Source organism: Corynebacterium sp. CCUG 69979, from assembly GCF_024454095.1.
In the GTDB taxonomy this organism is placed as follows: domain Bacteria; phylum Actinomycetota; class Actinomycetes; order Mycobacteriales; family Mycobacteriaceae; genus Corynebacterium; species Corynebacterium genitalium.
In genome coordinates, this window is the sequence record NZ_JAGPZA010000004.1 from 34,616 (window position 1) to 59,297 (window position 24,682).

Here is a 24,682-nt window from a genome sequence, read left to right on the forward strand (position 1 = left end):
GTTTGCAAGTGTCTGGTCAGATGCGTAGCATGACCGCTATGACAGACAACCAGGGCACTGCAACCGGTACTGACACCGTCACCGTGGCTGTTGCCGGCGCCACCGGGTATGCGGGCGGGGAGATCCTCCGCCTGCTGCTCGGACACCCGCGCTATGCCGACGGGACGTTGAAGATCGGGGCGTTGACGGGCAATTCCAATGCAGGTCAGGGCGTCGATACGCTCATGCCGCACCTGCCGCAGCTCGCGGACCGCGTCATTGAGCCGACGTCGCCGGAAACATTGGCCGGCCATGACGTTGTCTTTCTCGGCCTTCCGCACGGATTCTCTGCAGAGATTGGCTCTGCTCTGCCGGAGGAGACCCTCGTGCTTGACTGCGCTGCGGACTTTCGCCTGCGCAATGCCGACGATTGGACAAAATACTACGGCGGCGAACATGCAGGCTCATGGCCGTACGGCATTCCGGAGATCCCGGGTCGCCGCGAGGAGATCGCCGCGGCCAAACGCATTGCGGTCCCGGGCTGCTTCCCGACGGGCGCTACCCTCGCAGCTTTGCCTGCCGTCGCACATGAACTCGTGGGGCCGCGGCTCAACGTCGTCTCCATCACCGGTGTTTCCGGTGCCGGCAAGAAGACGAATGTTGACCTGCTGGGGGCAGAAACCATGGGATCGCTGAAGGCCTACAACACCGCCGGCAAGCACCGCCACACTCCCGAGATGGTGCAGAACCTGAGCGAGGTCACGGAGAAGGACGTGATAGTCAGCTTCACGCCGGTGTTGGCACCACTGCCGCGCGGGATTCTCACCACGGTCACTGCTCCTTTGACGGAAGGGATGACCGAGGATGAGGCGCGGGGCGTGTACGCGGAGTACTACGCGGGCGAGCCATTCATCCACCTCCTGCCGAAGGGCGTGCAGCCCCAGACGCAGAACGTGGTCGGGTGCAACATGTGCCACGTCCAGGTGGAGGTCGATCAGGATGCGGGAGTGCTGCTGGCTACCTCGGCGATTGACAACCTGACCAAGGGCACGGGCGGTGCCGCCGTGCAGTGCATGAACATCGCGCTGGCTGAGATGGGGTTCAACGAAACGGACGGACTGCCCCGGGCGGCAGTCGCGCCCTAAGTAGGTGAAGGAGAGACAATGAGCGCATCTGAGAAAACGGGTGTGACCGCACCCGCAGGCTTTAGCGCCTCGGCAACGACGGCCGGAATCAAGCCGTCCGGAAAACCCGACATGGCGCTGGTGGTCAACCATGGCCCGCGCTTTGACGCCGCTGCAGTGACCACGCGCAACAAAGTCGTCGCATCACCGGTGAAGGTCACTCGTGACGCGATGACGACGGGCTCACTGGCCGCCGTGGTGTTCAACTCCGGTAGTGCCAACGCCTGCAATGGCCGTCAAGGCGATGTGGACGCAGTGGAGATGCAGTCGCTGGCAGCCCAGTCGATCGGCGTAGCACCCGAGGATGTCGCGGTGTGCTCCACGGGCCTGATCGGTGAACTCATGCCCATGGACAAGGTCCGCGCAGGCATCGAAACACTCGGTGGCCAGCTCGGTGACAACGGTCATGAGGCTGCTGTGGCCATTCTGACGACTGACACAGTGGAGAAGCAAGCGCTTGTAGAGCGCGACGGGTGGAGCATCGGCGGCATGGCCAAGGGCGTGGGCATGATGGCCCCGTCGCTGGCGACCATGCTGGTGTGCTTGACTACCGATGCTGAGGTGTCTGCGGGGGAGTTGGATCAGGTGCTCAAGGAAGCGTCGAAAAGCACCTTCAATACGCTCGACATTGATGGCGCGACCTCGACCAATGACACTGTCATCCTCATGGCGTCGGGCGCTTCTGGCGTCCAGCCCGACAAGAGCGAATTCGCCGCTGCGATCGCCGAGATCTGCGCGGATCTGGCTGACCAACTCCAGGCGGACGCTGAGGGTGTGACCAAGCGCGTAGCCATCACTGTTGAGGGCACTGCCGACGATGAGCAGGCTCTCAACGCCGCACGCACGATCGGACGCGACAACCTGTTCAAGTGCGCCATGTTCGGCTCCGATCCGAACTGGGGCCGCGTGCTCGCCGCGGTGGGCATGGCGGATGCGGAAATGGACCCGGACAACATCAGCGTCTACTTCAACGGCCAGCCGGTCTGCGAGGGCAGCACTGGTGCACCTGGTGCGCGCGAAGTCGACCTCAGCGGCATTGACGTTGACGTGCGCGTTGATCTCGGGACTGGCGGACCCGGAACGGCCACGGTGCGCACCACTGATCTGTCCTACGCCTACGTGGAAATCAACTCGGAGTACTCGACGTAAATGGAACCTTCACAGCTCTCCCGGGCTCTCTCCAATCAGGACCGGGCACACGTGCTCGCCGAAGCTCTGCCGTGGCTGCAGCACTTCCGCGACAAGATCGTCGTGGTCAAGTATGGCGGCAATGCCATGATCGACGAGGACCTGAAGTCCGCCTTCGCCGCTGACATGGTCTTCCTGCGCACCGTGGGGGCGAAGCCCGTCGTCGTGCACGGTGGCGGGCCGCAGATCACCGACATGCTGGGACGTCTGCAGCTCGACGGCGGTGAGTTCGTCGGCGGGTTCCGCGTGACTACACCAGAGATTCTCGATGTGGTGCGCATGGTGCTCTTCGGCCAGGTCGGCCGCGACCTGCTGGGCCGCATCAACTCGCATGGGCCGTACGCGGTGGGCACCTCGGGCGAGGATGCAGGACTGTTCACGGCGGAGAAGCGTCTTGTCGAGGTCGATGGGGAACTGACCGACATCGGTCTCGTCGGTGAGATTGTCGATGTTGACCCGTCTGCAGTGATGGACATTATCGACGCCGGTCGCATCCCAGTCGTTTCCGGCATTGCCCCCGGAGCGGACGGAAACGTCTACAACATCAACGCCGATTCTGCTGCCGGCGCACTCGCTGCCGCGCTCGATGCTGAGCGCCTCGTTGTACTCACCAACGTCGAGGGCCTCTACACCGACTGGCCGAACAAGGACTCGCTCGTGTCCAAGATCGAGCTCGAGCAGCTCGACGAAATCATGCCGTCGCTCGACTCCGGAATGATCCCGAAAATGGAAGCCTGTGTGACCGCTGTGCGTGGGGGCGTCAGCGCCGCCCACGTCATTGACGGACGGATCCCGCATTCCGTGCTGCTGGAGCTGTTCACCATGGGAGGCATTGGCACCATGGTGCTTCCCGACGAATACGACACCGCCAACTATCCCGACGGAACCGTGTTCAGGAAGGACGACCTGCAGTGAGCAACCAGCAAGTACTCGGGCAGTGGACCAAGGCGCTAATGAATACCTACGGCACCCCGCAACTGCCGTTGGTCAGCGGCCGCGGCGCCACGGTGCGCGACGCCGACGGCAACAGCTACATCGACATGCTCGCCGGCATCGCAGTGAACTCACTGGGCCACGCCCACCCGAGGCTGGTGGAGGCCGTCGACAGCCAGGTCCGCACGCTCGGCCACATCTCCAACTTCTTTGCCTCGGAGCCAGCGTTGAGCGTGGCTCAGTCGCTCAAGCAGCGTTCCGGTGATCCATCCGCGAAGGTCTTCTTCTGCAACTCCGGTGCAGAGGCGAATGAGACTGCGTTCAAACTCACCCGCTTGACCGGCCGCACCCGCGTGCTGGCGGCGCTCGATGGCTTCCACGGCCGCACTATGGGCTCGCTGTCTTTGACTGGCCAGCCAGGTAAGCAAGCCCCCTTCGAGCCGCTCGTGCCCGGGGTGGAGTTCTACCGTTACGGCGACATTGACCACCTGCGCGAACTCGTCGAGCAGGACCCGACGCAGACTGCCGCCGTCTTCCTTGAGCCGATCCAGGGTGAGACCGGTGTCATCCCAGCGCCGGAGGGATTCCTAGAAGCGGTCCGCCAACTGTGCGATACCCACGGCATCCTCATGGTCGTCGATGAGGTGCAAACCGGCGTCGGACGCACCGGAGCGTTCTTCGCCCACACAACCTCGGGGGTGCAGCCGGACATTGTCACCATGGCCAAGGGGCTGGCCGGCGGGCTACCGATCGGGGCTGTCATCGCGCGGGGTGATGTGGCCGATCTGTTCACGCCCGGTTCCCACGGGACCACCTTTGGAGGCAATCCGATCTCCTGCGCGGCTGCCCAGGCAGTGCTGGAGGTTGTCGACGATCAGTTCTGTGCTGAGGTGCGGGAGAAAGGGGAGGGGCTGGCGCGTGACGTCGAAAAGCTTGACGGCGTCGACCATGTGCGCGGCCGCGGATTGATGCTCGGCGTCGTGCTGGACAAGCCCGTGGCGAAAGACGCCGTGACCATCGGTCTGAAACACGGCGTGATACTCAACGCCCCCACTGAGTCTGTGGTGCGCCTGACCCCGCCGCTGGTGATCACCGGCGACGAGCTGCGCGCAGCAACGGACGCGATCGCAACTACGCTGGAGGAAGCACTGTCCCGCTTTGCCAGCACCAACGGAGGACACCAGTGACCACACCACGCCACTTCCTAGCCGACGACGATGTGACCCCCGCTGAACAGGCGGAGATTCTGGCTCTCGCGGCCGAGATGAAGCGCGACCGCTATTCCCGCCGCCCGCTCGAGGGGCCGCAATCTGTTGCCGTTCTCTTTGATAAAACGTCGACACGCACCCGCTTTTCTTTCATGGCGGGCATCGCTGAGCTCGGCGGTTTCCCGATTGTGGCCGAGACCGGCAACTCGCAGATGGGTAAAGGTGAGACCTTCCAGGACACTGGCGCGACCTTGTCGCGTTACGTCTCCGCGATCGTGTGGCGCACGTACGCGCACTCGAACTTCACGGAGATGGCAGAGGGGGCGAGTGTGCCGATCATCAATTCGCTTTCCGACGATCTTCACCCCTGCCAAATCTTGACCGACCTGCAAACAGTCATCGAGAACCTATGCCCGGAGGAAGGCCCGGCGGGCCTGCGGGGTAAGCATGCCGTTTACCTAGGTGATGGCGACAACAACATGGCGAATTCCTACATGATCGGCTTCGCCACCGCTGGGATGGACATCACCGTCATCTCCCCGGAGGGATTCCAGCCGCGCACGGAATTCGTGGAACGCGCGCAGGCCCGCGCTGCAGAAACGGGTGCAACGGTCGCCGTCACGTCCGATGTGGCGGCCGTGGATGGTGCTGATGTGGTCATCACCGACACGTGGGTGTCCATGGGCATGGAAGAAGACGGCAAGGACCGCCGTACTCCGTTCCTGCCGTACCAAGTGGATGCAGCGATGATGGGCCGTGCCAGCGACGGCGCGATCTTCCTGCACTGCCTTCCGGCGTACCGTGGCAGTGAAGTCACGGCTGAAGTCATCGACGGCCCGCAGTCGCGCGTGTTCGACGAGGCAGAAAACCGCCTGCACGCGCAGAAAGCGCTGCTTGCCTGGCTGTTGGAGAACCAGTAGATGAGTGCACCGAATTCGCGTACCGCACGCCAGGCGAAGATCCTGGCGATTCTCGATCACACCCGGGTGTCCTCGCAAGTGCAGCTGTCCGAGCTGCTCCTGGATGAGGGCATCGATATCACCCAGGCCACTTTGTCGCGCGACCTCGACGAACTTGGAGCGCGGAAGGTGCGACCGTCGGGCGGCGGGCGTTCCTACTACGCAGTCGGGGAGGAGGCCCAGTCGTTCCAGGCCTCGCCCAAAGGCCCGCGCGACAAGCTGCGCCGGATGCTCGCGGAACTGGTGGTGTCTGTCGACTACACCGGCAACATTGCAGTACTGCGCACACCGGCGGGGGCTGCGCAGTACCTGGCCAGCTATATCGACCGGGTCGCGCTGGAGAAAGTCGTGGGCACCATCGCTGGCGACGACACGATCTTCGTGCTGGCACGCGAACCACTCTCCGGCAGGCAACTCGCCGAGGAATTCATGGGCGACCGCGTCGACGGCGCCGAGGACGCTGAAGAGTAGACTTTCTTCGGTTTGGATCTCAAACAGAACCAATTGAACCGATAAGCAAAACAAGGAGCTTTGACACCAATGACTAACCGTGTTGTTCTCGCGTACTCCGGTGGACTGGATACCTCTGTGGCCATCCCGTACCTGGCAGAGATGACTGGTGGTGAAGTCGTCGCCGTTTCCCTCGACCTGGGGCAGGGTGGAGAGGACATGGAGTCGGTGCGTCAGCGCGCGCTCGACTGCGGCGCTGTCGAGTCCATTGTGGTGGACGCCCGTGACGAGTTCGCTGAGGAATACTGCCTGCCCACCATCAAGGCGAACGCGCTGTACATGAAGCAGTACCCGTTGGTGTCCGCGATTTCGCGCCCGCTCATTGTGAAGCACCTCGTGGAGGCCGCGCAGGAGCACGGTGGCACACACGTTGCCCACGGCTGTACCGGTAAGGGCAACGACCAGGTCCGTTTCGAGGTCGGCTTCGTCAACCAGGACCCGGACCTGGAGATCATTGCTCCGGCCCGCGACTACGCATGGACCCGCGACAAGGCCATCGAGTACGCAGAGGGCAAGGACCTGCCGATCGAGCAGTCCGCTGCGTCTCCGTTCTCCATCGACCAGAACGTGTGGGGCCGCGCCGTGGAGACTGGCTTCCTGGAGGACCTGTGGAACCCGCCGACCAAGGATCTGTACTCCTACACTGAGGACCCGGCGCTGGGTAATGCTCCGGACGAGGTCATCATCTCCTTCGAAGCCGGTAAGCCGGTGGCTATCGACGGCCGCAAGGTGACTGTCCTCGAGGCCATTGAGGAGATGAACCGCCGCGCCGGTGCTCAGGGCATTGGTCGCCTGGACATGGTGGAGGACCGCCTGGTGGGCATCAAGTCCCGCGAGGTGTACGAGGCACCGGGTGCAGTCGCACTGATCACCGCTCACCAGGCGCTCGAAGACGTCACCGTCGAGCGCGAGCTCGCGCGTTACAAGAGGCTTATCGACGCCCGCTGGTCCGAGGAAGTCTACGACGGCCTCTGGTTCGCACCGCTGAAGCGCTCCCTCGACGCCTTCATCGAGTCCACCCAGGAGCACGTCACCGGCGACATCCGCATGGTCTTGCACGCCGGTACCGCTACCGTGAACGGTCGTCGTTCCAACCACTCCCTGTACGACTTCAACCTGGCTACCTACGACACCGGCGACACCTTCGACCAGTCCCACGCCAAGGGCTTTGTCAAGCTGCACGGCCTGTCCTCTGAGATTGCCAACAAGCGCGACAGGGCAGCCGCTAACGCAACTGCCCAGGAGTCCTAATGGAAAAGCACGGAACCAACCAGGGCGCACTGTGGGGCGGTCGCTTCTCCGGCGGGCCCTCGGAAGCAATGTTCGCGCTGTCTGTGTCCACTCACTTCGACTGGATCCTTGCCCCGTATGACGTGCTCGCGTCGAAGGCCCACGCGAAGGTCCTTAACCGGGCGGGACTGCTGACCGATAGCGACCTCGATGCGATGCTTTCCGGCCTCGACCAGCTTGGCCGTGATGTTGCTAATGGTTCCTTCGGCCCTGCGCCGACCGACGAGGACGTGCATGGAGCGATGGAGCGCGGTCTCATTGATCGCGTCGGCCCCGAACTCGGCGGCCGCCTGCGCGCTGGCCGATCCCGTAATGACCAGGTTGCTGCGATGTTCCGCATGTGGCTTCGTGATGCGGTGCGTGCTGTCGCACAGGACACTGCTGACCTGATCGAAGCTCTGTCCACCCAGGCAGCCGCCCACCCTGACGCCGTCATGCCCGGCAAGACCCACTTCCAGGCGGCGCAACCGATCTTGTTGGCCCACTCGCTGCTGGCGCACGCGCAGCCCCTGCTGCGCGACATCGAGCGCATCCGCGACCTGGACAAGCGTCTAGCTGTGTCCCCGTACGGCTCCGGCGCTCTGGCTGGTTCGTCGCTGCAGCTCGACCCCGAAGCGATCGCGGAGGAACTCGGGTTCGACTCTGCGGCCGATAACTCCCTTGACGGTACGTCGTCACGCGACTTCGTTTCGGAGGCTGCCTATGTGCTCGCGCAGATCGGTGTAGACATCTCTCGTCTAGCCGAAGAGATCATTGCGTGGTCGACGCCGGAATTCGGCTACGTCACGCTTGATGACGCGTGGTCAACCGGGTCATCCATCATGCCCCAGAAGAAGAACCCGGATGTTGCGGAGCTGGCCCGCGGTAAGGCCGGCCGGTTGATCGGCAACGTGACCGGCCTGCTGGCCACATTCAAAGCGCAGCCGCTTGCCTACAACCGCGACCTGCAGGAGGACAAGGAGCCGATCATCGACTCGGTCGACCAGCTCCGCATCCTGTTGCCGGCGATGACCGGGTTGGTGTCCACGCTGACTTTCCACGAGGACCGGATGCGTGAGCTCGCCCCGGCTGGGTTCACGTTGGCCACGGATCTTGCGGAGTGGATGGTCCGCCAGGGCGTGCCGTTCCGTGAAGCGCACGAAGCCTCCGGCGCATGCGTTCGGATCGCCGAGTCTCGCGGGGTGGATTTGATCGATCTGACGGATGAAGAGCTGGCAAGCGTCGATAAGCGACTCACCCCGCAGGTGCGCGACGTGCTCACGATCGATGGTGCTGTGGCATCCCGCGCGACGCGCGGCGGCACCGCCGGAGTGCGTGTCGCGGAGCAGCGTGAACGTGTGGACGCCGCGAACGCCGATGCCCGTCGTTGGGCACAAACCCCGGTGCGTTCTTAAACGTCAAGTGAATCAAATGAATTCTGTATTCATAATTCCTACCTAACACCGTGGTTCACAGGCGCTTGACGCGTCCTTTACATAAACTGTGGCCATGACCACACAACAAGGCGCACAAGAGGGGTTGCGGAAACCACCTCGAGGGTGCGCCATTTTCATTGGTGTCTTGCTGGCCATCATTGCCCTTGTTGCGGTCTTCATCGGACGCGGGGGCTTGGGTGAGGGGTCGTTCATCTCCGGGCGCGGGTCGAAAGAAGTCACCGGTGTGATCGGTTCGGAAAAGCGCGAGTACTTCGAGGACCCGGAGGTCGTTGACCGTCTGACAGAGCTCGGGTTCACGGTGAATTTCACCACCGCCGGTTCCCGCCGCATCGCCAATGAAACGAATTTGGCGCAGCAGGATTTCGTTTTCCCGTCGTCAGGCCCGGCAGCCCAGAAGATCACTGACCAGGACGCCAATTACTCCGTGGAGTACCCGTTCTTCTCGCCGATGGCGGTAGCAACGTTCAAACCAATCGCTCGCATCCTTGAGAAGGAGGGCGTGGCCACGGAAGCTGCCGGAAAGTACACCCTTGACGTCGGCGAGTTCATCACCCTGACGCAGCAGGGGAAGCGCTGGCGTGATTTCGGGAACACGTTCCCGTCGCAACGCAATGTACAGGTGGCCACCACCGACATCCGCACCTCGAACTCTGCAGCGATGTGGCTGGCAATCCTGGCATGGGAGTTTGGGGAGAGCAACCCCGACAAAGCAGATGACATTGGCTGGCTGACCAACCAGATCGCTCCATTCTTCACCGGCCAGGGTTACACCCAGTCGTCGTCCGCCGGCCCGTTCGCCGACTACCTCAGCCAAGGCATGGGAGCGGTGCCCATGGTGTTGGTCTACGAGGCGCAATTTTTAGGCGAACAGATGAAGGAGAGCTCCCGCATCAAAGACGACATGGTCCTGATGCACCTCGAACCGACCGTACTGGCCAACCACGGCATCGTGGGAATCTCGCCAGAAGGCAAGGAGCTGGCCCAAGCGCTGGCCTCGGACCAAGAACTGCAGCAGCTAGCCGCTAGGCACGGTTTCCGGCCGGCCACCGGAGACTATCTCACCACCGCTATGGAGGGCCATGGCCTTGGCTCCCCGGCGCACTACGACAACTCAGTCGACCCGCCCAGCTTCGACAGAATGGAGAAGCTTATCGAGGGTGTGGGCAACCGGTACGGATCCGTCCCCCCACGTAACCAGGAGGAACAGGAGAAATGAAGAAACTTCTAGCGACGCTTGCGGCACTGCTCGCCGGAACCGCCCTCGTAGCATGCAGCGACGATAACGGAGGCGGGGGAGGAGGCTTCGGCGGCTTTGGCGGGGGCTCCAAAGGCCCACTGACTATCGTGGCCGCGACTGAGTTGCAAGACCTGGAGCCGCTGGTGCAGCAGGCGTCGGAGGACCTCGGCTTCGACATCACCCTGCAATTCCCGGACGGTACCCTGCAGAACTCCCAGGAGCTCAAAGCGGGCAACTTTGACGGTCAGATGGATGCGACGTGGTTTGCCACTAACCGCTACGTCAATCTCATCGATGCCCAGGGCAAGCTGGCCGATGAAACGAAGATTGCCACCAGTCCCGTTGCTTTCGGTGTGCAGCGGGACAAAGCGCAGGAGCTCGGCTGGGACACGAAACAGCCGACGTGGTCGGGCTTCGCCGATGCCGCACGCGAGGGAAAGTTCTCCTTTGGTATGACCGACCCGTCGACCTCCAACTCTGGTTTCTCCGCGCTGGTGTCTGTAGCGACTGCGATGGCGGACACTGGCTCCGCGCTGACCCAGGAAGACATCCAAAAGGTCGGCACACGGTTGACTGAGCTGTTCCAGGCGCAGTCGTTGGTTTCTGGCTCGTCGAGCTGGCTCAAGGACGCATTTTTGGAGAGCCCGGAGCGCGCCGACGCGATCATCAACTACGAATCCACTTTGCATGCCATGCGCAACGAGGGTGCAAATATCGAGGTCATTGTTCCGGCGGACGGCGTTATTTCCGCTGATTACCCGCTGTCCACACTCGCTCAACCGAAAAACGAGAACGCCGCTGAACAGGTTCGCCAACTCGCTGAATGGTTGCTTGAGCATGAAGAGCAGATCGCGGACAGCTACCGCCGCCCCGTCACCAACGCTGACCTGATGCCCGCTGAGATGAGCAATCAGACCGTCATTGAGCTTGCATTCCCAGCCAGCTACGGCACTGTCGAAGCGCTGCTGGACCGCTACAACAACGACTACCGCCAGCGCGGAACTGCCACCTTCGTCCTGGATACTTCTGGCTCCATGGAAGGTGAGCGCATCGCGTCCCTGCAGCAGATCATGACGTCGCTTATCGACGGCTCCGCTGCCACCGCCACGGGCGACGTGGCCCTGCGCGATGGCGAGCTGGTGACGTTCCAATCCTTCTCAACGGCACCTCACGAGCCATTACTGGGCGAGTTCCTACGCGATGACCGCATCACCAAGGCCAAGTACCAGGGCTACGTGAATGACCTTGTGGCAGACGGCCAGACCGCAATCTACGACACGTTATTCGATGCGCTACGCAGTTCCGACCCGAACGCAGGTATCAGCTCGATCGTGCTCTTGTCCGACGGTGAAGTCACGCACGGCATGGACTACTACGCCTTTGAGAAGCAGTACCAGGGGCTTTCCCCGGAGCAGCGCTCCATCCCGGTCTTTGTGATCCTCTACGGGGAGGCCAATGCGAGCGAGATGAACAACCTGGCAGAATTGACGGGCGGTGCCGTCTTCGACGCGTTGAACGGCGACTTGGATGCAGCTTTCAAGGAGATTCGTGGCTACCAGTAATACGCCCAGCCCCTACCGGCCAGGAGGTCCCGCAGCGACAGGAGTGGGGGAGGGGAACTTCTTCACCTCCCGCAAGAACAAAGTCGGGATGAGCTTGGCGGCTCTTGTCATCATTCTGCACGTCGTCCTGATCATGGCCACTGGAGTTGGCCTGGGGTTCTTGTGGCCTGTCGTGGCCGTGGCTGCATGGGGTGCCGGCGTTGCTCTGACCCCGCCGCCGGCGCCGAAGGCAATAGCGCCGCCCGCGCCGATGGAACCGGTCAACGTCCAGTTGAACCGCGACGTGCGCAACACACTGCGGGAACTCGTGCGCGCGAAGCCGCCGGAGCGGGTGCTCAACCAAGCGTCCGAGCTGGAAGACAACATGCGCTTCATTTTGGATGAGTGGGATGAGTTGCAGTCCACCCCGGAGCACCAACAAACGGTATGGAACATCGTGAAGATCTACTTGCCGGAAGTGGTGAACACCTACGTCAACGCCCCGCAGTATCACAGCGCTGAGGCAGCTGCGGTCATGGAGGATTCACTGTCAACGCTGACCGGCGCGCTCGAGCGGATCAAGCTAGGCGTGGTCGACCACAGTCTGCGCACGATGGATTCCCAGGCCCGCACACTGCGCGAGACCTTCGGCAATCTTCCGGGGCTGGACCAGACCTAGCCCGAGCCCGAGAATGCGCAGGGGTACGATTGACCACTATGACGGCCGATAAACTCACGCTCGACCCCCAGCTCCTCGAGGTCCTAGCGTGCCCGCAAGACAAGGGTCCGCTCGACTACGACCACGAGGAGCAACTGTTGATCAACCCGCGGATGGGCATTGCCTACCGCATTGATGACGGTATTCCGGTGCTGCTTATCGACGAAGCTCAGCCGCACCCCGCAGACAACGAGGTTTGAAAAGAACTACTTTATGGCGAACATCATTGATGAACTCCAGTGGCGTGGATTGGTCAACCAGTCCACGGATCTCGAGGCACTCAAGGACCAGACAGCGAACCCAATCACGCTGTACGCGGGCTTCGATCCGACCGGTCCGTCCCTGCACGCCGGCCACTTGGTTCCCCTGCTCATGTTGCGTAGGTTCCAGGAAGCCGGACACCGGCCGATCGTGCTCGCTGGCGGCGCAACAGGCTTGATCGGTGACCCACGTGAGGTCGGCGAGCGGTCTATGAACACCACCGACACGGTCGAGGATTGGGCGCAGCGAATCACCGGCCAACTGCAGCGTTTCGTGTCCTTTGAAGGAGACAATGCCGCCGTGCTGGTCAACAACGCCGAGTGGACCAACGACATGTCGGTGATCTCGTTCCTGCGTGACATCGGCAAGCACTTCTCTTTGTCGACGATGCTGTCGCGCGAGACGGTCAAGCGCCGTCTTGAGGGTGACGGCATTTCCTACACGGAGTTTTCCTACATGCTGCTGCAGGCGAACGACTTCGTGCAGCTGCGGCGCCGTCATGATTGCATCCTGCAGATCGGCGGGTCGGACCAGTGGGGCAACCTGGTCGCGGGCGTCGACCTGAATCGCCGCGTCGACGGCGCATCGGTCCATGCACTGACCGTGCCGCTGGTCACGGATTCGGAGGGCAAGAAGTTCGGAAAGTCCACCGGTGGCGGGTCACTCTGGCTCGATCCTGAGATGACCAGCCCGTACCGCTGGTACCAGTACTTTGTGAACACCGCGGATGTCGATGTGATCCGTTACCTGCGCTGGTTCACCTTACTGAGGCAGGATGAGCTCGCCGAACTGGAAACCGAGGTGGAGGAGCGACCGTTCAAGCGTGAAGCCCAGAAGCGTCTCGCCCAGGAGATGACCGACCTTGTTCATGGGCCCGAGGCGACGAAGGCTGTCGAACTGGCCTCACAGGCGCTGTTCGGCCGTGCAGAGCTGTCTGAGCTGGATGAGCAAACTCTCGCCGCTGCTGTCTCTGAAACGGATGTCTTCGAGGTTGAGGCGGGAGCGCCGCGCACCATTGTTGATCTGCTGGTGGGCACTGGCCTGGTGGACTCGAAGGGTGCCGCTCGTCGGGCCATCAAGGAAGGTGGTGCCTACGCCAACAACGAGCGTATTGAGTCTGAGGAGTGGGAACCTACCGCGGAAGATCTGCTCCACGGTTCATGGGTTGTTTTGCGCCGCGGCAAGAAGAACTTCGCCGGCGTGAAGGTGCACGGCTAAAGGAGGACTGGCATGAGCAAAGACGGCCAACCGAGAACGCATGCCAACCGGGGGCGCCGGGACGGACGTGAGGACAAGAAGGTCCGGCACGACCGCTCCAACCCGTACCGCCAGGGCTTCCGCGAGGAGCGCATGGCGCAGAAGGAGAATGAGCCGTCCATTCCGGACGACATCGACCCGTCTGACCTTGACCCGTCCGTTCTGCAAGACCTGCGAGTGCTGGCGAAGGACAACGCTGACAAAGTAGCTAAGCACATGATCATGTCTGCTACGTGGATGGCGGATGATCCCCGGCTGGCCTTGGCGCATGCCCGCGCCGCAAAAAACCGTGCGGGTCGCGTTGGTGTCGTCCGTGAGGCAGCAGGCATTGCTGCGTACCACGCTGGGGAGTGGAAGGAAGCGCTGTCTGAGTTGCGAGCAGCCCGCCGGATGAGCGGTGGCCCCGGTCTGCTTGCTGTCATGGCTGACTGTGAGCGAGGCCTGGGTCGCCCCGACAAGGCGATCGAGATCGGGCGTAGCCAGGAAGCACAGCAGCTCGATCCTGAGTCGCAGGTCGAACTGGCCATTGTTGTTGCGGGGGCACGCCACGACCTCGGCCAACACGAAGCTGCGCTGGCGACGCTGCAGCAGCTCAATCCCACCATCGATGAGAAGAAGGTGGGGGACTTCGCCCACACCCGTCTTTCCTACGCCTACGCGGATGCTCTTGCCCAGGTTGGCAGGACTGATGAGGCCCGGACGTGGTTCGAGCACGTCAAGAAGGTCGATAGCGAAGAGATGACGGATGTCGCGCAGCGTCTGAAGGAGTTCAGCTAAGCAATGCTTATCAGCGGTTACGACGCTCTGCTTCTCGACCTTGACGGAACAGTCTGGCACGGCGATGCTTCTATCCCCGGCGCAGTCGATGCGATCAACGCCGCTATTACCTCTGGGCGCCGCGCTGCATACATCACGAACAACGCTTCCAAGGCGCCACGTGATGTTGCGAGCAAGCTGCAGTCCATTGGCCTCAAAGCGACTGAAAAGGACGTGATGACATCTGCGCAAGCCGCAGTCCAGCTCGCGCAGCAGCACGCGGCTCCCGGCGCGGCAGTGCTCGTGGTGGGTGCTGACTCATTCCGCGACCTTGTCCGTGAGGCTGGTTTCACTGTCGTGGACTCCGCTGACGACGCACCGGCCGTCGTGCTCCACGGGCACTCGCCCGACAACGGATGGCGGCACCTGTCGGAGGCAGCACTGGCTATTCAGGCCGGGGCGACGTATCTGGCGAGCAACCTGGACTCGACGTTGCCAATGGACCGCGGGTTCATGGTGGGCAACGGGTCCATGGTCGCGGCAGTCACGAACGCCACCGGTGTCACCCCGCGGGCTGCGGGCAAACCCGGCCCTGCCATGTTCACCCTCACACGCGACAACCTCGGTGTGACAGCGCCACTTGTCATCGGTGACCGCCTCGACACCGACATCGCCGGTGGTGTCGCCGCAGGCATGGACACGTTGCACGTGCTCACAGGCGTCTCCGGCCCACGCGCACTCATTTCTGCGCCAGCCGATCAGCGCCCGACGTTCATCGCCGAAGACATGTCTGTGCTTGTCGACGCTTCGGTGGAAGCCGACCAGCTGCGCCCATGCGCCCAAGGCGGATTCACTGCGGCGGTGGAACGGGACGACGACACTGGGGGATCGGTGGTTGTGCTGGACGGGGGAGATGAGACGTCGACAAGCATGCAGGCTCTGCGCACAGTGTTGAAGGCGGCCTGGAGCCTTGGTGCTGGTGAGGTGCCCGATGTTGAAGCAGCATCAGCTGCTGCGCGCCGTGCCGTGGAAAGCTGGTGGTGATAGTGAGTACTCCCGAGCAGCTGACCGAGCGCTTCGAGACGGCGATGGCTCAAGCACCAGAGGACCTCGCCGGCGAACTAGCCCAGTACGAGGCCGCGTACACCGTCCTCGCCGATGCGTTGCAGGACCAGGCCTAATGGGGCAGGGTCCAGGGCGCCGTCGCCTTGACGCGGAGTTAGTGCGCCGCAAGATCGCGCGGTCCCGTGAACAAGCCGTCGAGTGGATCAAAGCGGGCCGAGTCGAGGTCGGCGGGTTCACCGCGACGAAGCCTGCGACGGTTGTCGAGCCTGAGGTGTCCATTAAAGTCGCTGAAGTCGACGGTGATGATTGGGCGTCTCGCGGTGCCCACAAGCTGCTCGGTGCCCTTGAGGCATTCGAGCCGCACGGCCTGTCCATTGCAGGAAAGCGCGCGCTGGATGCCGGTGCCTCCACAGGCGGATTCACCGATGTGCTGCTGCGCCGCGGTGCCCGCGAGGTCGTAGCTGTTGACGTCGGGTATGGCCAGCTGGTCTGGCGGCTGCAGGACGACGACCGTGTCACGGTGCTGGACCGGACTAACATCCGCCATCTCACCCCTGAATTCATGGATGGAACAGCGGAGCTGATGGTCGGCGACCTGTCTTTCATCTCGCTCGAGCTGGTGCTGCCTGCTATCGCACAATGCATGGCCGACGGTGCGGATCTGCTACCCATGGTCAAGCCGCAGTTCGAGGTGGGCAAGGACCGCCTGGGCAGCGGCGGAGTGGTTCGGTCGGCGGAGTTGCGCGCAGAAGTCACCCTCGATGTCGCCCGTTTTGCGCTGTCATTGGGGTTGAGTTGCCGCGGTGCGGTGGCGTCACCGCTACCCGGGCCGAGCGGGAACGTAGAATACTTCCTATGGCTCGTTCACGATGGTGGCGAAAGCGCACCCGATGATGGGGAGCTGACTGCCATGATCACGCGTGCAGTAGAGGAAGGACCGAAGAACTAATGACACAAAGCGACACCGACCGCTGCGTACTCTTGGTCCCGCACACCCGGCGCGAGGGCAACATTGCTTCTGCGGCGCGTGCGACAGAGCTGCTCATGCAGGCGGGCATCACCGTCCGTCTTGTCGGGGAGGATGAGCTGCCGTTCACGGACAACTATCCGGTTCTCGGCCAGATCGAGCAGGTCGCCCCGAAGGATGAGGCGGCAGCCGGATGTGAACTCGTGCTCGTGCTCGGCGGTGACGGCACCTTCCTGCGGGCAGCTGGTATGGCCCGTGCACAGGATGTCCCCGTTTTGGGCATCAATTTGGGCCACATCGGCTTCCTCGCCGAATGGGAGGAAGACAGCCTGGAAACCGCGATCCGGCGCGTGATCGACCGCGAGTACACCGTCGATGACCGCATGACGATCGACGTGACGGTGCACGACTCCAACAACGACCAGATCGGCCAGGGGTGGGCGCTCAATGAGGCAAGCCTGGAAAACCTCGACCGCCGTGGTGTGCTGGACGCGATTCTGGAAGTCGACTTCCGTCCGGTGAGTTCTTTCGGGTGCGATGGCGTGCTCATTTCCACGCCCACGGGTTCGACTGCCTATGCGTTCTCCGCAGGTGGCCCGATCTTGTGGCCGGAGCTCGACGCGATCCTTGTTGTGCCGAACAACGCCCACGCGCTGTTCACCAAACCCCTAGTCGTCTCGCCGCGTTCCAGGGTGGCGGTCGAGTCGCTCATCACCACGACCCCTGCTGACGTTGTACTCGACGGCTTCCGGCACCTGGACATGCCGCCGGGGTCCCGCCTTGACGTCGTGCGCGGTGTAAAGCCCGTGCGCTTGGTGCGTCTGGACGATTCACCGTTCACCGACCGCCTCGTGCATAAGCTTCAGCTGCCGATCAATGGCTGGCGTGGCCCGGTGCTGAAAGAAGACAAGACGTACGGCGACAACGTGACGCGACGCTAATGCTTCTCGATCTCACTATTGACAACTTGGGCGTCATCCCGCACTCCCATGTCGAATTCGCCCCGGGGTTGACCGTTCTCACTGGTGAAACCGGTGCTGGTAAGACCATGGTGGTTACCGGGCTTCGCTTGCTCACGGGTGGTCGCGCCGACGCTTCGAAGGTGCGCACGGGTGCGGACCATGCGAGCGTGCAAGGATCCTTCAGCACGGAGGGGCTTGTCGACGGCGCCAGCCACGCCGTCGCCACCCTCGCCGAGGATGCCGGCGCTGAGCTTGATGAGAACGGCGACTACCTAGCCGCCCGTTCGGTCAAAGCGACAGGTCGTTCCCGGGCGCACCTGGGCGGCCGCACCGTTCCGGCCGCCACCCTGGCTGACTTCACTGCGCACGTGCTCACCATTCACGGACAGAACGACCAACTCCGTTTGCTCTCACCGGCAGAACAGCTCAGCGCTCTCGACTCTTTCGATCCAGCAATTGCTCCTCTGCGTGAGGCCTATGGGGAATCCTTCTCTGCGTGGCGGGCTGCGGTCAAAGACTTGAAAGAGCGCACGGAGAAGCGCCGTGAACTCGCCCAAGAGGTGGACCGCCTGGAGTTCGCCATCGGAGAGATCGACGAAGTCGACCCCCAGGAGGGGGAAGACGCCGAGCTAGTGGAGACCATTAACCGGCTGCAGGACGTCGACGCACTGCGTGAGGCTGCAGAGGAAGCAGTCGTGGCCATTGACGGCGCCGAATCTGTCGGCGGTTTCGGCGGCAGCGCCGACGGTGACGCCTCCGCATCATCGCTCGTCGGTGCAGCTGGCGCCGCGCTGACTGGGGCGAGCGACGGTCAGCTACGCGAACTGGGCAACCAACTGGGCGATGTCGCCGCGATCCTTTCGGATGTCTCCGGTGAGCTGAACGCGTACTTGTCCAACCTTCCCAGCGACCCGGAAGAGCTCGACCGCCTTCTCCAGCGCCAGCAAGAGCTCAAGGCGCTGACCCGTAAGTACGCTCCCGACGCCGCCGGCATCATTGCGTGGCGCGCGAAAGCAGCGAAGCGTTTAGAGTCCATCGATACGTCCGCGGAAGCGATCGAGGAGCTGAAGAAGGCCGTGGCGTCCCACGAAAAGTCCATGACAGCTGCGGCATCCAAGTTGACGGCAGCGCGGAAGAAGGCCGCGAAGGCGCTCGAGAAAGCGGTCACGGGTGAGCTACGTGGCCTAGCGATGCCGAAAGCGCGCATTGTCGTCGCCGTGGACTCAGCCAAGGATCCGCAGGACTTCACGCGGGACGGGGCAGACGTCGTGGAGTTGCGGCTTGCACCCAACGACGCGTTGGAACCACAGCCGCTGGCATCGAGCGCATCCGGTGGTGAGCTCTCGCGCGTCATGTTGGCCCTCGAAGTCATTTTGTCTGAACGCCGCAGTGGCGCCACGCTGGTCTTTGACGAGGTCGACGCTGGCGTCGGTGGCCGTGCGGCCGTAGAGATTGGGCGTAGGTTGGCGCGGTTGGCAATGAATAATCAGGTCATCGTCGTCACGCACTTGCCGCAAGTCGCGGCCTACGCTGACTCGCACTTGCACGTGTCGAAGAATGTGGGTGATGAGTCGGTGACCTCTGGCGTACAGCTCCTCGGCGACGATGACCGCGTCGACGAGCTCGCTCGGATGCTAGCCGGTATGGATGATTCCGCGACCGGTCGAGCGCACGCCGCGGAGCTATTGAACAAGGCCAAAGCCGACGTGGAGGGCTTTTCCCCGCGCGCCTAACCCGATTTGAGTGCTTGAAACGGCAAGATCTGGGGTTATGAGCTCAATCTTCAACCCCGCCTCCACGAGCACCCCGAGCACTCCCAGCGCAGCAGAGAGTGCTGATCTCACCGGTGCGTTGCGCGACTGCACCCCACAGGGCAAGGGTCTGCGCAAACTGTCCGAGGGCGACATCGCGATTGTCGACGCCCCGGACATGTCCCGCCGTGAAGCTCAGCTGCTCGTGGAAAAGCGCCCCGCCGCAGTGGTGAACATTGCCCCCTTCTCGTCCGGCAATATCCCGAACTACGGGCCGCAGCTGCTGCTCGACGCCGATATCCGCTTGCTTGAGGGGGCTGGCGCTGCCACCCGCGAAGCGTTCCGCGACGGCAAGAAGGCGACGTTGACTGCTGACGGCGAGATCATCGTCGGCAAGAAAGTCATCGCTCAGGCCGAGCCGCTCGATCAGGCGGCCGTTGAGTCCTCCTTCGACAACTCGCAGCGCGAACTCGTCGACCACATGGAAGCCTACTTCGGCAACACCACCGAGTTCATTCACACCGAATCGCCCTTGCTTGTCGACGGCGTAGGCGTCCCCGAACTCGGCGACGTGATGGACGGCAAGAAGGTGCTGGTGGTCAGCCCGACGCTGGACACCCGCGAGAAGATCTCCAATCTGCGTCACTTCATCCGCGAGTTCCAGCCCGTTGTCATCGGTGTCGGCGCTGCGTCTGACACGCTTCTCGACCTCGGCTACTCCTGCGACTTCATTGTCGGTGATCCGGCGGACATCTCGTCCGACAACCTGCGCGGTGATGCCCGCGTGATCCTCCCCGCTGACCCAGATGGCCACGCCGCGGGTCTCGAGCGCATCCAGGACCTCGGCGTCGGTGCCGTGACGTTCCCAGCCGCCACTGACTCGCCGACCGATCTCGCGATTCTCTTGGCGGTCTACCATAACGCAGAGATCATCGTCACGGCCGGCGACTCAGTAGACCTCGACAGGATCTTCGCCGGTGCGGACCACGCTGCGCCACCTGCCATGCTGGCTTGTCTCAAGGCAGGGGACCGCCTCGTCGATTCGCAGGTGATTGAGAACCTCTACCGCCCGTCGTCTAGTGGCGGTGTCGCTTGGGCGTGGGCAATCCTCGGCCTGTTGGTGGCTATCGCAACGATCGTCGTCATCGTCGGTGTCATGGGTAACGGCACGTTTGTGGACAACCTCATCGACTCGTGGAACAACTTCGCCCTGGCCGTTCAGAACCTGTTCAAGAACTAGAGGAGAGGAGGGAAACAAACATGCCGAAACAGAATTCCGGGGGTGCTGGCTGGTTCACCAGCGGTGTCACGTGGGGCATTGCCGGGGGCATCGCTCTCGGTGCTCTCGTGGTGGCTCCGGCGATGGCGCCGATCGCGAACAACTCCTTCAACAACATCGGGGGTTCTTCGACCCCTGAAGGCGAGCAAAAGGATAAGGACCGAGCTGACAATCGTGAAGCGAACGCGGCGAATGCGCTGCTGGCGCAATCGTCGACACGCATTGTCGACGGCACGCTGACCGGTCGCCCGTACCTCATCATCCGCACTCCGGACGCGAACGACGATGATGTGAGCACCACGAGCTGGCTTGCTGAAATGGCAGGCGGCACCAAGGCTGGCCAGATCACGCTGACGGACAAATTCCTCTCCCAGGATGGTGCGGACGAGCTGCGCTCGATCATCGCCAACACGCTCCCTGCCGGCGCTCAACTGTCGGTGGATAACCAAGCGCCGGGCATTCACGCGGGAGAATCCCTTGGCGCGACGCTCATGTTCGATCAGGCCACGGGTGCACCGCTGGCTACCGTTGAAGATCGTGCGATGGTTCTGCAGACTCTGCGCGAGGCGGGCTTCATCGAGTACGAAGACGGCACCATCACCCCGGCTCAAGGCATCATCGTTGCCACCGGTGAGGCCGAGGGCGGCAACGAGTTCGCCTCGACCGTCCTTGCAGATCTTGCCCGCGGTCTAGACTCCCGCGGGGATTCTGTTGTCCTCGCCGGCCGCCGGGGCGCCGCAGAGGACAAGGGCCCCATCGCGGTGGTCCGCGACGACCCGAAGGCGAACGAGAACATCTCCACCGTGGACTCGCTGGAATCCGAAACAGGCCGAATCTCGGCCGTGCTGGCCCTGGCAGAACAGATCAACGGAGGCTCCGGTTCGTACGGTTCAGCAGACAATGCCCAGGCACCAGCCCCGGAGCGTGGATAATGCGCCACGAATTCACGGTCACGGATTCAGAACTGCTTGTTGACGCTCCCATTCTCGCCCTGCGCCGCGATACAGTCACCATGCCCGGTGGAAACACGGCAAAGCGGGAGATTGTCGAGCACTTCGGGGCGGTAGCGGTCGTCGCGCTCGACGATCAACAGCGCATCGCCATGGTCGAGCAGTACCGCCACTCCGTCGGCGCGCGGCTGTGGGAGTTGCCCGCGGGCATTCTCGACTTCGCAGGCGAGGACGAGCTGAACACCGCTAAGCGCGAGCTGGTGGAAGAAGCCGGCCTCGAAGCGGCGGAGTGGTCGCTGCTCGTTGACCTGGTCACCTCTCCCGGTTTCGCCGAGGAAGCCGTCCGCATTTTCTTGGCCTCTGGCCTATCCCACGTTGAGCGCCCCGACGCCGAGGATGAGGAAGCTGACATGGACTTCGCGTGGGTGCCGCTGGACGATGCCCGTGCTTCCGTCATGGACGGGCGCATCACCAACTCGATCGCTATCGCTGGTGTGCTCGCCGCGTCTGAGGTCGTTGCGGGCCGTGCAACAGCGCGCAGCACCGATGTCCCGTTCGCTCTCCGACCGACCCACATGGCAGATAGGCGCCAAAAACAGGGCATTGTGCCCGATATGAAGAAGAAGCAGTGAGCGCCGAAGCACTCGGCAAGCTGTGGCTCGATCACCTCGCGGTGGAGCGCGGCTTGTCGGCCAACACGCTGAGCAACTACCGGCGCGACGTTGACCGCTACGTCACATGGCTGGAATCAGCAGGAAAAACAGACCTGAATAGCGTGACCGCGTCCGACCTCGAGGACTATGTAGCGGATCTGCGTCGTGGGGGACTGGCGGCGTCGTCCGCTGGTCGTGCACTCGTCGTTGCGCGCGGGCTGCATAAGTTCGCCACCGTGGAAGGCGCCGTCGCCGCCGACGTTGCTGCCGGGGTGTCACCGCCGAAAACAGGCGAGAAGCTTCCGGACACGCTCAGCATTGAGGAAGTGGGCTTGCTTCTCGACGCATGCCCCACCGACACCCCAGCAGACCTCCGCGACAAGGCACTACTTGAAGTCCTTTACGCCACTGGGGCGCGCGTTTCCGAGGTGCTCGGCCTCGTCGTTGACGATGTGGTCGGTCTCGATGACGGGACGTTCATCAAAGTCACCGGCAAGGGAAATAAGCAGCGCATCGTTCCCGTCGGCAGCGCTGCCCGTGACGCGGTGGAGGCGTACCTTGTCCGCGGCCGCCCCGCATTGTCGAAGGGCAAGACCCATGCACTGTTTCTGAATAAGCGCGGCGGTGCCCTATCGCGGCAAAGCGCGTGGACGGTGATCAAGGAGGCGGCGGGGCGAGCGGGCGTCGATAAGCATATTTCTCCGCACACTCTGCGCCACTCGTTTGCAACGCACCTACTGGAAGGCGGGGCAGATGTGCGTACGGTGCAGGAGTTACTCGGGCACGCTTCTGTGACAACGACGCAGATTTACACCCACGTCACCCCGGAGAATTTGCGCGAAGTATGGCGCACGGCGCACCCCCGATCCTAAACGTGGAAAATGACACCTGTGTAAGATGGCCATCATGACGGAGGATGGACTCTTCGATACCCCGGGTATCGGCCTAACGGGCCGCCCTATCCGCGAGCTGCCGCAGCCCGAGCGGCTGGACAAGCATGGCCCCGCCACGATCATCTCCATGGTCAACCAGAAAGGCGGTGTGGGCAAGACCACGTCGTCCATCAACCTCGGAGCCTGCCTTGCAGAGCAGGGGCGTAAAGTCCTCCTCGTCGACCTTGACCCGCAGGGCGCGCTTTCGGCCGGACTGGGGGTCACCCAGGACGAAGACCAGGTCACCGTCTACGACTTGATGTTGGACAACACATCCTCCATCCACGCCTCCATCAAGCACAGTAACGTCTCCGGTCTAGATATGGTCCCGGCGAACATTGATCTCTCTGCGGCGGAGATTCAGCTGGTGAATGAAGTCGGGCGCGAGCAGACTCTCGGCCGCGCACTGCGTCCCGTGCGCAGCGAGTACGACTACATCATCATTGACTGCCAACCCTCTCTCGGCCTGCTCACCGTGAACGCGCTCGCTTGCTCGCAGGGCGTGATCATTCCGATGGAGTGCGAGTATTTCTCACTGCGCGGCCTCGCGCTGCTGACGGATACTGTGGAGAAAGTGCGCGACCGCATCAACTTCGACCTGGACATCGTCGGCATTCTGGTGACGATGTTCGACCGCCGCACAACGCACTCCCGCGAGGTCATGGATCGCGTGGTGGAAGTCTTCGGCGACCGCGTCTTTGACACGGTGATCACGCGTACCGTTCGTTTCCCCGAGACATCTGTGGCCGGCGAGCCGATCATTACCTGGGCACCGAACTCTTCAGGGGCCGAGCAGTACCGCACTCTCGCGCTCGAGGTCATTGAACGGACAACATGACCGCGAACATTCAAGAGGGCTACCAGCCGGAGATCACCGGGTTCACCCTCGCTCTCAACAACTTCGAGGGCCCGTACGACCTGCTGCTCAACCTCATCGGGGCACGTAAACTCGATGTCACTGAGGTTGCTCTGGCCGAGGTCACTGATGAGTTCATTGATTATGTGCGTCAACTGGGGGAGACCGCTGAGCTCGACGAGATCACAGAGTTTCTTCTCACCGCCTCCACGCTGCTGAGCCTGAAAGCACAGCGCCTGTTGCCGAAGAGCGGGGAAGAAGACGAGGACGACCTTGAGCTGCTGTCGACCCGCGACCTTCTCTTCGCACGCCTGCTGCAGTACCGCGCCTACCAAAAGGCCGCTGATCAGTTTGAGCGCTGGCAACGCGAAGCTCGCCGCCGCTACCCCCGCGCGGTGGGCATGGAAGAGCAGTTCCTCGACCTCTTGCCGCCGGTGCAGCTGGGGCACACTGGAGGCAGTTTCGCGGAACTGGCTGCGTCAGTCTTCCGGCCTAAACCACCGGAGGAAGTGCGGGTCGACCACCTCCACGCCCCGCCTGTCTCCGTGCCAGAACAGGCAGGCAAGCTGCTGGACACCCTCAAGGTTGCGGGACCGGACACATGGCTTACCTTCGCAGCTCTCACCCGGGACTGCACGCGATCGATGGAAGTCGTCGGGCGGTTCCTCGCCGTGCTGGAACTCTACAAAGCGCACGCCATTGACGCTCAGCAAGAAGAGGCGCTGGGTCCGTTGGACATTTCCTGGACCGGTAAGGACGTCGATCCTGCCGTCATCGCTGCGCAGAACTGGGAGTAGACGTGAACTCATC

The 24,682-nt window shown here is 62.7% G+C and carries 25 protein-coding genes; all 25 read left to right on the forward strand.

Annotated features, from left to right (window positions below; all coding sequences use genetic code 11):
- Positions 1–38 precede the first annotated feature (38 nt).
- Complete coding sequence (argC, locus tag KBX18_RS03800) at positions 39–1,124, forward strand: N-acetyl-gamma-glutamyl-phosphate reductase (protein WP_255994873.1); 1,086 nt, start codon at positions 39–41, stop codon at positions 1,122–1,124.
- 18 nt (positions 1,125–1,142) lie between these two features.
- On the forward strand, positions 1,143–2,312 hold the full coding sequence (argJ, locus tag KBX18_RS03805) for a bifunctional glutamate N-acetyltransferase/amino-acid acetyltransferase ArgJ (protein ID WP_255994874.1): 1,170 nt from the start codon (positions 1,143–1,145) through the stop codon (positions 2,310–2,312).
- Positions 2,313–3,266 carry an acetylglutamate kinase gene (gene argB, locus KBX18_RS03810; protein ID WP_005290279.1) on the forward strand — a complete coding sequence of 318 codons (954 nt, stop codon included), beginning with the start codon at positions 2,313–2,315 and terminating at the stop codon, positions 3,264–3,266.
- Positions 3,263–4,471 carry an acetylornithine transaminase gene (locus tag KBX18_RS03815; RefSeq protein WP_255994875.1) on the forward strand — a complete coding sequence of 403 codons (1,209 nt, stop codon included), beginning with the start codon at positions 3,263–3,265 and terminating at the stop codon, positions 4,469–4,471. Before argB ends, KBX18_RS03815 begins: the two co-directional genes overlap by 4 nt.
- Positions 4,468–5,412 (forward strand): ornithine carbamoyltransferase, encoded by a 945-nt coding sequence (gene argF, locus KBX18_RS03820; protein WP_255994876.1) that lies wholly within the window; start codon positions 4,468–4,470, stop codon positions 5,410–5,412. The genes KBX18_RS03815 and argF overlap by 4 nt, the downstream gene beginning before the upstream one ends.
- Positions 5,413–5,922: an arginine repressor gene (locus tag KBX18_RS03825; protein WP_255994877.1), complete on the forward strand. Its 510-nt coding sequence runs from the start codon at positions 5,413–5,415 to the stop codon at positions 5,920–5,922.
- Positions 5,923–5,991: 69 nt separating this feature from the next.
- Entirely contained in the window at positions 5,992–7,212 is a 1,221-nt protein-coding gene (locus tag KBX18_RS03830) for an argininosuccinate synthase (protein ID WP_255994878.1), read from the forward strand.
- Positions 7,212–8,645, forward strand: a complete 1,434-nt coding sequence (gene argH / locus KBX18_RS03835; RefSeq protein ID WP_255994879.1) for an argininosuccinate lyase — start codon at positions 7,212–7,214, stop codon at positions 8,643–8,645. Before KBX18_RS03830 ends, argH begins: the two co-directional genes overlap by 1 nt.
- A gap of 94 nt (positions 8,646–8,739) precedes the next feature.
- Entirely contained in the window at positions 8,740–9,903 is a 1,164-nt protein-coding gene (locus KBX18_RS03840; RefSeq protein ID WP_255994880.1) for a hypothetical protein, read from the forward strand.
- The gene (locus tag KBX18_RS03845) at positions 9,900–11,486 is read left to right on the forward strand and encodes an extracellular solute-binding protein (RefSeq protein ID WP_255994881.1); all 1,587 of its coding nucleotides are present in this window, start codon (positions 9,900–9,902) and stop codon (positions 11,484–11,486) included. Before KBX18_RS03840 ends, KBX18_RS03845 begins: the two co-directional genes overlap by 4 nt.
- The gene (locus tag KBX18_RS03850) at positions 11,473–12,144 is read left to right on the forward strand and encodes a hypothetical protein (protein ID WP_156774832.1); all 672 of its coding nucleotides are present in this window, start codon (positions 11,473–11,475) and stop codon (positions 12,142–12,144) included. Before KBX18_RS03845 ends, KBX18_RS03850 begins: the two co-directional genes overlap by 14 nt.
- A 38-nt stretch (positions 12,145–12,182) precedes the next feature.
- A complete protein-coding gene (locus KBX18_RS03855; RefSeq protein ID WP_005290262.1) occupies positions 12,183–12,383 on the forward strand; it encodes a Trm112 family protein in 201 nt (66 codons plus the stop codon).
- Positions 12,384–12,396: 13 nt separating this feature from the next.
- Complete coding sequence (gene tyrS / locus KBX18_RS03860) at positions 12,397–13,662, forward strand: tyrosine--tRNA ligase (RefSeq protein ID WP_255994882.1); 1,266 nt, start codon at positions 12,397–12,399, stop codon at positions 13,660–13,662.
- Positions 13,663–13,674: 12 nt separating this feature from the next.
- On the forward strand, positions 13,675–14,478 hold the full coding sequence (locus tag KBX18_RS03865) for a tetratricopeptide repeat protein (RefSeq protein WP_005290259.1): 804 nt from the start codon (positions 13,675–13,677) through the stop codon (positions 14,476–14,478).
- A 3-nt stretch (positions 14,479–14,481) separates the two neighbouring features.
- Positions 14,482–15,501, forward strand: a complete 1,020-nt coding sequence (locus tag KBX18_RS03870; RefSeq protein ID WP_005290257.1) for an HAD-IIA family hydrolase — start codon at positions 14,482–14,484, stop codon at positions 15,499–15,501.
- 2 nt (positions 15,502–15,503) lie between these two features.
- On the forward strand, positions 15,504–15,638 hold the full coding sequence (locus tag KBX18_RS03875) for a hypothetical protein (protein WP_255994883.1): 135 nt from the start codon (positions 15,504–15,506) through the stop codon (positions 15,636–15,638).
- Complete coding sequence (locus KBX18_RS03880; RefSeq protein WP_005290252.1) at positions 15,638–16,471, forward strand: TlyA family RNA methyltransferase; 834 nt, start codon at positions 15,638–15,640, stop codon at positions 16,469–16,471. Before KBX18_RS03875 ends, KBX18_RS03880 begins: the two co-directional genes overlap by 1 nt.
- On the forward strand, positions 16,471–17,430 hold the full coding sequence (locus tag KBX18_RS03885; RefSeq protein WP_005290249.1) for an NAD kinase: 960 nt from the start codon (positions 16,471–16,473) through the stop codon (positions 17,428–17,430). Before KBX18_RS03880 ends, KBX18_RS03885 begins: the two co-directional genes overlap by 1 nt.
- Positions 17,430–19,184 carry a DNA repair protein RecN gene (recN, locus tag KBX18_RS03890; protein ID WP_255994884.1) on the forward strand — a complete coding sequence of 585 codons (1,755 nt, stop codon included), beginning with the start codon at positions 17,430–17,432 and terminating at the stop codon, positions 19,182–19,184. The genes KBX18_RS03885 and recN overlap by 1 nt, the downstream gene beginning before the upstream one ends.
- Before the next feature lie 37 nt (positions 19,185–19,221).
- Positions 19,222–20,442 carry a putative cytokinetic ring protein SteA gene (gene steA, locus KBX18_RS03895; RefSeq protein ID WP_255994885.1) on the forward strand — a complete coding sequence of 407 codons (1,221 nt, stop codon included), beginning with the start codon at positions 19,222–19,224 and terminating at the stop codon, positions 20,440–20,442.
- A 20-nt stretch (positions 20,443–20,462) separates the two neighbouring features.
- Positions 20,463–21,413: a copper transporter gene (locus KBX18_RS03900; RefSeq protein ID WP_255994886.1), complete on the forward strand. Its 951-nt coding sequence runs from the start codon at positions 20,463–20,465 to the stop codon at positions 21,411–21,413.
- Positions 21,413–22,063, forward strand: a complete 651-nt coding sequence (locus KBX18_RS03905; RefSeq protein ID WP_255994887.1) for an NUDIX hydrolase — start codon at positions 21,413–21,415, stop codon at positions 22,061–22,063. The genes KBX18_RS03900 and KBX18_RS03905 overlap by 1 nt, the downstream gene beginning before the upstream one ends.
- Positions 22,060–22,956 carry a site-specific tyrosine recombinase XerD gene (gene xerD / locus KBX18_RS03910; RefSeq protein WP_255994888.1) on the forward strand — a complete coding sequence of 299 codons (897 nt, stop codon included), beginning with the start codon at positions 22,060–22,062 and terminating at the stop codon, positions 22,954–22,956. The genes KBX18_RS03905 and xerD overlap by 4 nt, the downstream gene beginning before the upstream one ends.
- A gap of 34 nt (positions 22,957–22,990) precedes the next feature.
- The gene (locus tag KBX18_RS03915; protein ID WP_255994890.1) at positions 22,991–23,854 is read left to right on the forward strand and encodes a ParA family protein; all 864 of its coding nucleotides are present in this window, start codon (positions 22,991–22,993) and stop codon (positions 23,852–23,854) included.
- Positions 23,851–24,669 (forward strand): ScpA family protein, encoded by an 819-nt coding sequence (locus KBX18_RS03920; protein ID WP_255994891.1) that lies wholly within the window; start codon positions 23,851–23,853, stop codon positions 24,667–24,669. Before KBX18_RS03915 ends, KBX18_RS03920 begins: the two co-directional genes overlap by 4 nt.
- Positions 24,670–24,682 lie beyond the last annotated feature (13 nt).

What these genes read in the sequence shown, in the direction of transcription:
- argC (WP_255994873.1), top strand. Translation starts at nt 39, where the DNA reads ATGACAGACAACCAGGGCACTGCAACCGGTACTGACACCGTCACCGTG.
- argJ (WP_255994874.1), top strand. Translation starts at nt 1,143, where the DNA reads ATGAGCGCATCTGAGAAAACGGGTGTGACCGCACCCGCAGGCTTTAGC.
- argB (WP_005290279.1), top strand. Translation starts at nt 2,313, where the DNA reads ATGGAACCTTCACAGCTCTCCCGGGCTCTCTCCAATCAGGACCGGGCA.
- KBX18_RS03825 (WP_255994877.1), top strand. Translation starts at nt 5,413, where the DNA reads ATGAGTGCACCGAATTCGCGTACCGCACGCCAGGCGAAGATCCTGGCG.
- KBX18_RS03830 (WP_255994878.1), top strand. Translation starts at nt 5,992, where the DNA reads ATGACTAACCGTGTTGTTCTCGCGTACTCCGGTGGACTGGATACCTCT.
- argH (WP_255994879.1), top strand. Translation starts at nt 7,212, where the DNA reads ATGGAAAAGCACGGAACCAACCAGGGCGCACTGTGGGGCGGTCGCTTC.
- KBX18_RS03840 (WP_255994880.1), top strand. Translation starts at nt 8,740, where the DNA reads ATGACCACACAACAAGGCGCACAAGAGGGGTTGCGGAAACCACCTCGA.
- KBX18_RS03845 (WP_255994881.1), top strand. Translation starts at nt 9,900, where the DNA reads ATGAAGAAACTTCTAGCGACGCTTGCGGCACTGCTCGCCGGAACCGCC.
- KBX18_RS03855 (WP_005290262.1), top strand. Translation starts at nt 12,183, where the DNA reads ATGACGGCCGATAAACTCACGCTCGACCCCCAGCTCCTCGAGGTCCTA.
- tyrS (WP_255994882.1), top strand. Translation starts at nt 12,397, where the DNA reads ATGGCGAACATCATTGATGAACTCCAGTGGCGTGGATTGGTCAACCAG.
- KBX18_RS03865 (WP_005290259.1), top strand. Translation starts at nt 13,675, where the DNA reads ATGAGCAAAGACGGCCAACCGAGAACGCATGCCAACCGGGGGCGCCGG.
- KBX18_RS03870 (WP_005290257.1), top strand. Translation starts at nt 14,482, where the DNA reads ATGCTTATCAGCGGTTACGACGCTCTGCTTCTCGACCTTGACGGAACA.
- KBX18_RS03880 (WP_005290252.1), top strand. Translation starts at nt 15,638, where the DNA reads ATGGGGCAGGGTCCAGGGCGCCGTCGCCTTGACGCGGAGTTAGTGCGC.
- KBX18_RS03885 (WP_005290249.1), top strand. Translation starts at nt 16,471, where the DNA reads ATGACACAAAGCGACACCGACCGCTGCGTACTCTTGGTCCCGCACACC.
- recN (WP_255994884.1), top strand. Translation starts at nt 17,430, where the DNA reads ATGCTTCTCGATCTCACTATTGACAACTTGGGCGTCATCCCGCACTCC.
- steA (WP_255994885.1), top strand. Translation starts at nt 19,222, where the DNA reads ATGAGCTCAATCTTCAACCCCGCCTCCACGAGCACCCCGAGCACTCCC.
- KBX18_RS03900 (WP_255994886.1), top strand. Translation starts at nt 20,463, where the DNA reads ATGCCGAAACAGAATTCCGGGGGTGCTGGCTGGTTCACCAGCGGTGTC.
- KBX18_RS03905 (WP_255994887.1), top strand. Translation starts at nt 21,413, where the DNA reads ATGCGCCACGAATTCACGGTCACGGATTCAGAACTGCTTGTTGACGCT.
- KBX18_RS03915 (WP_255994890.1), top strand. Translation starts at nt 22,991, where the DNA reads ATGACGGAGGATGGACTCTTCGATACCCCGGGTATCGGCCTAACGGGC.
- KBX18_RS03920 (WP_255994891.1), top strand. Translation starts at nt 23,851, where the DNA reads ATGACCGCGAACATTCAAGAGGGCTACCAGCCGGAGATCACCGGGTTC.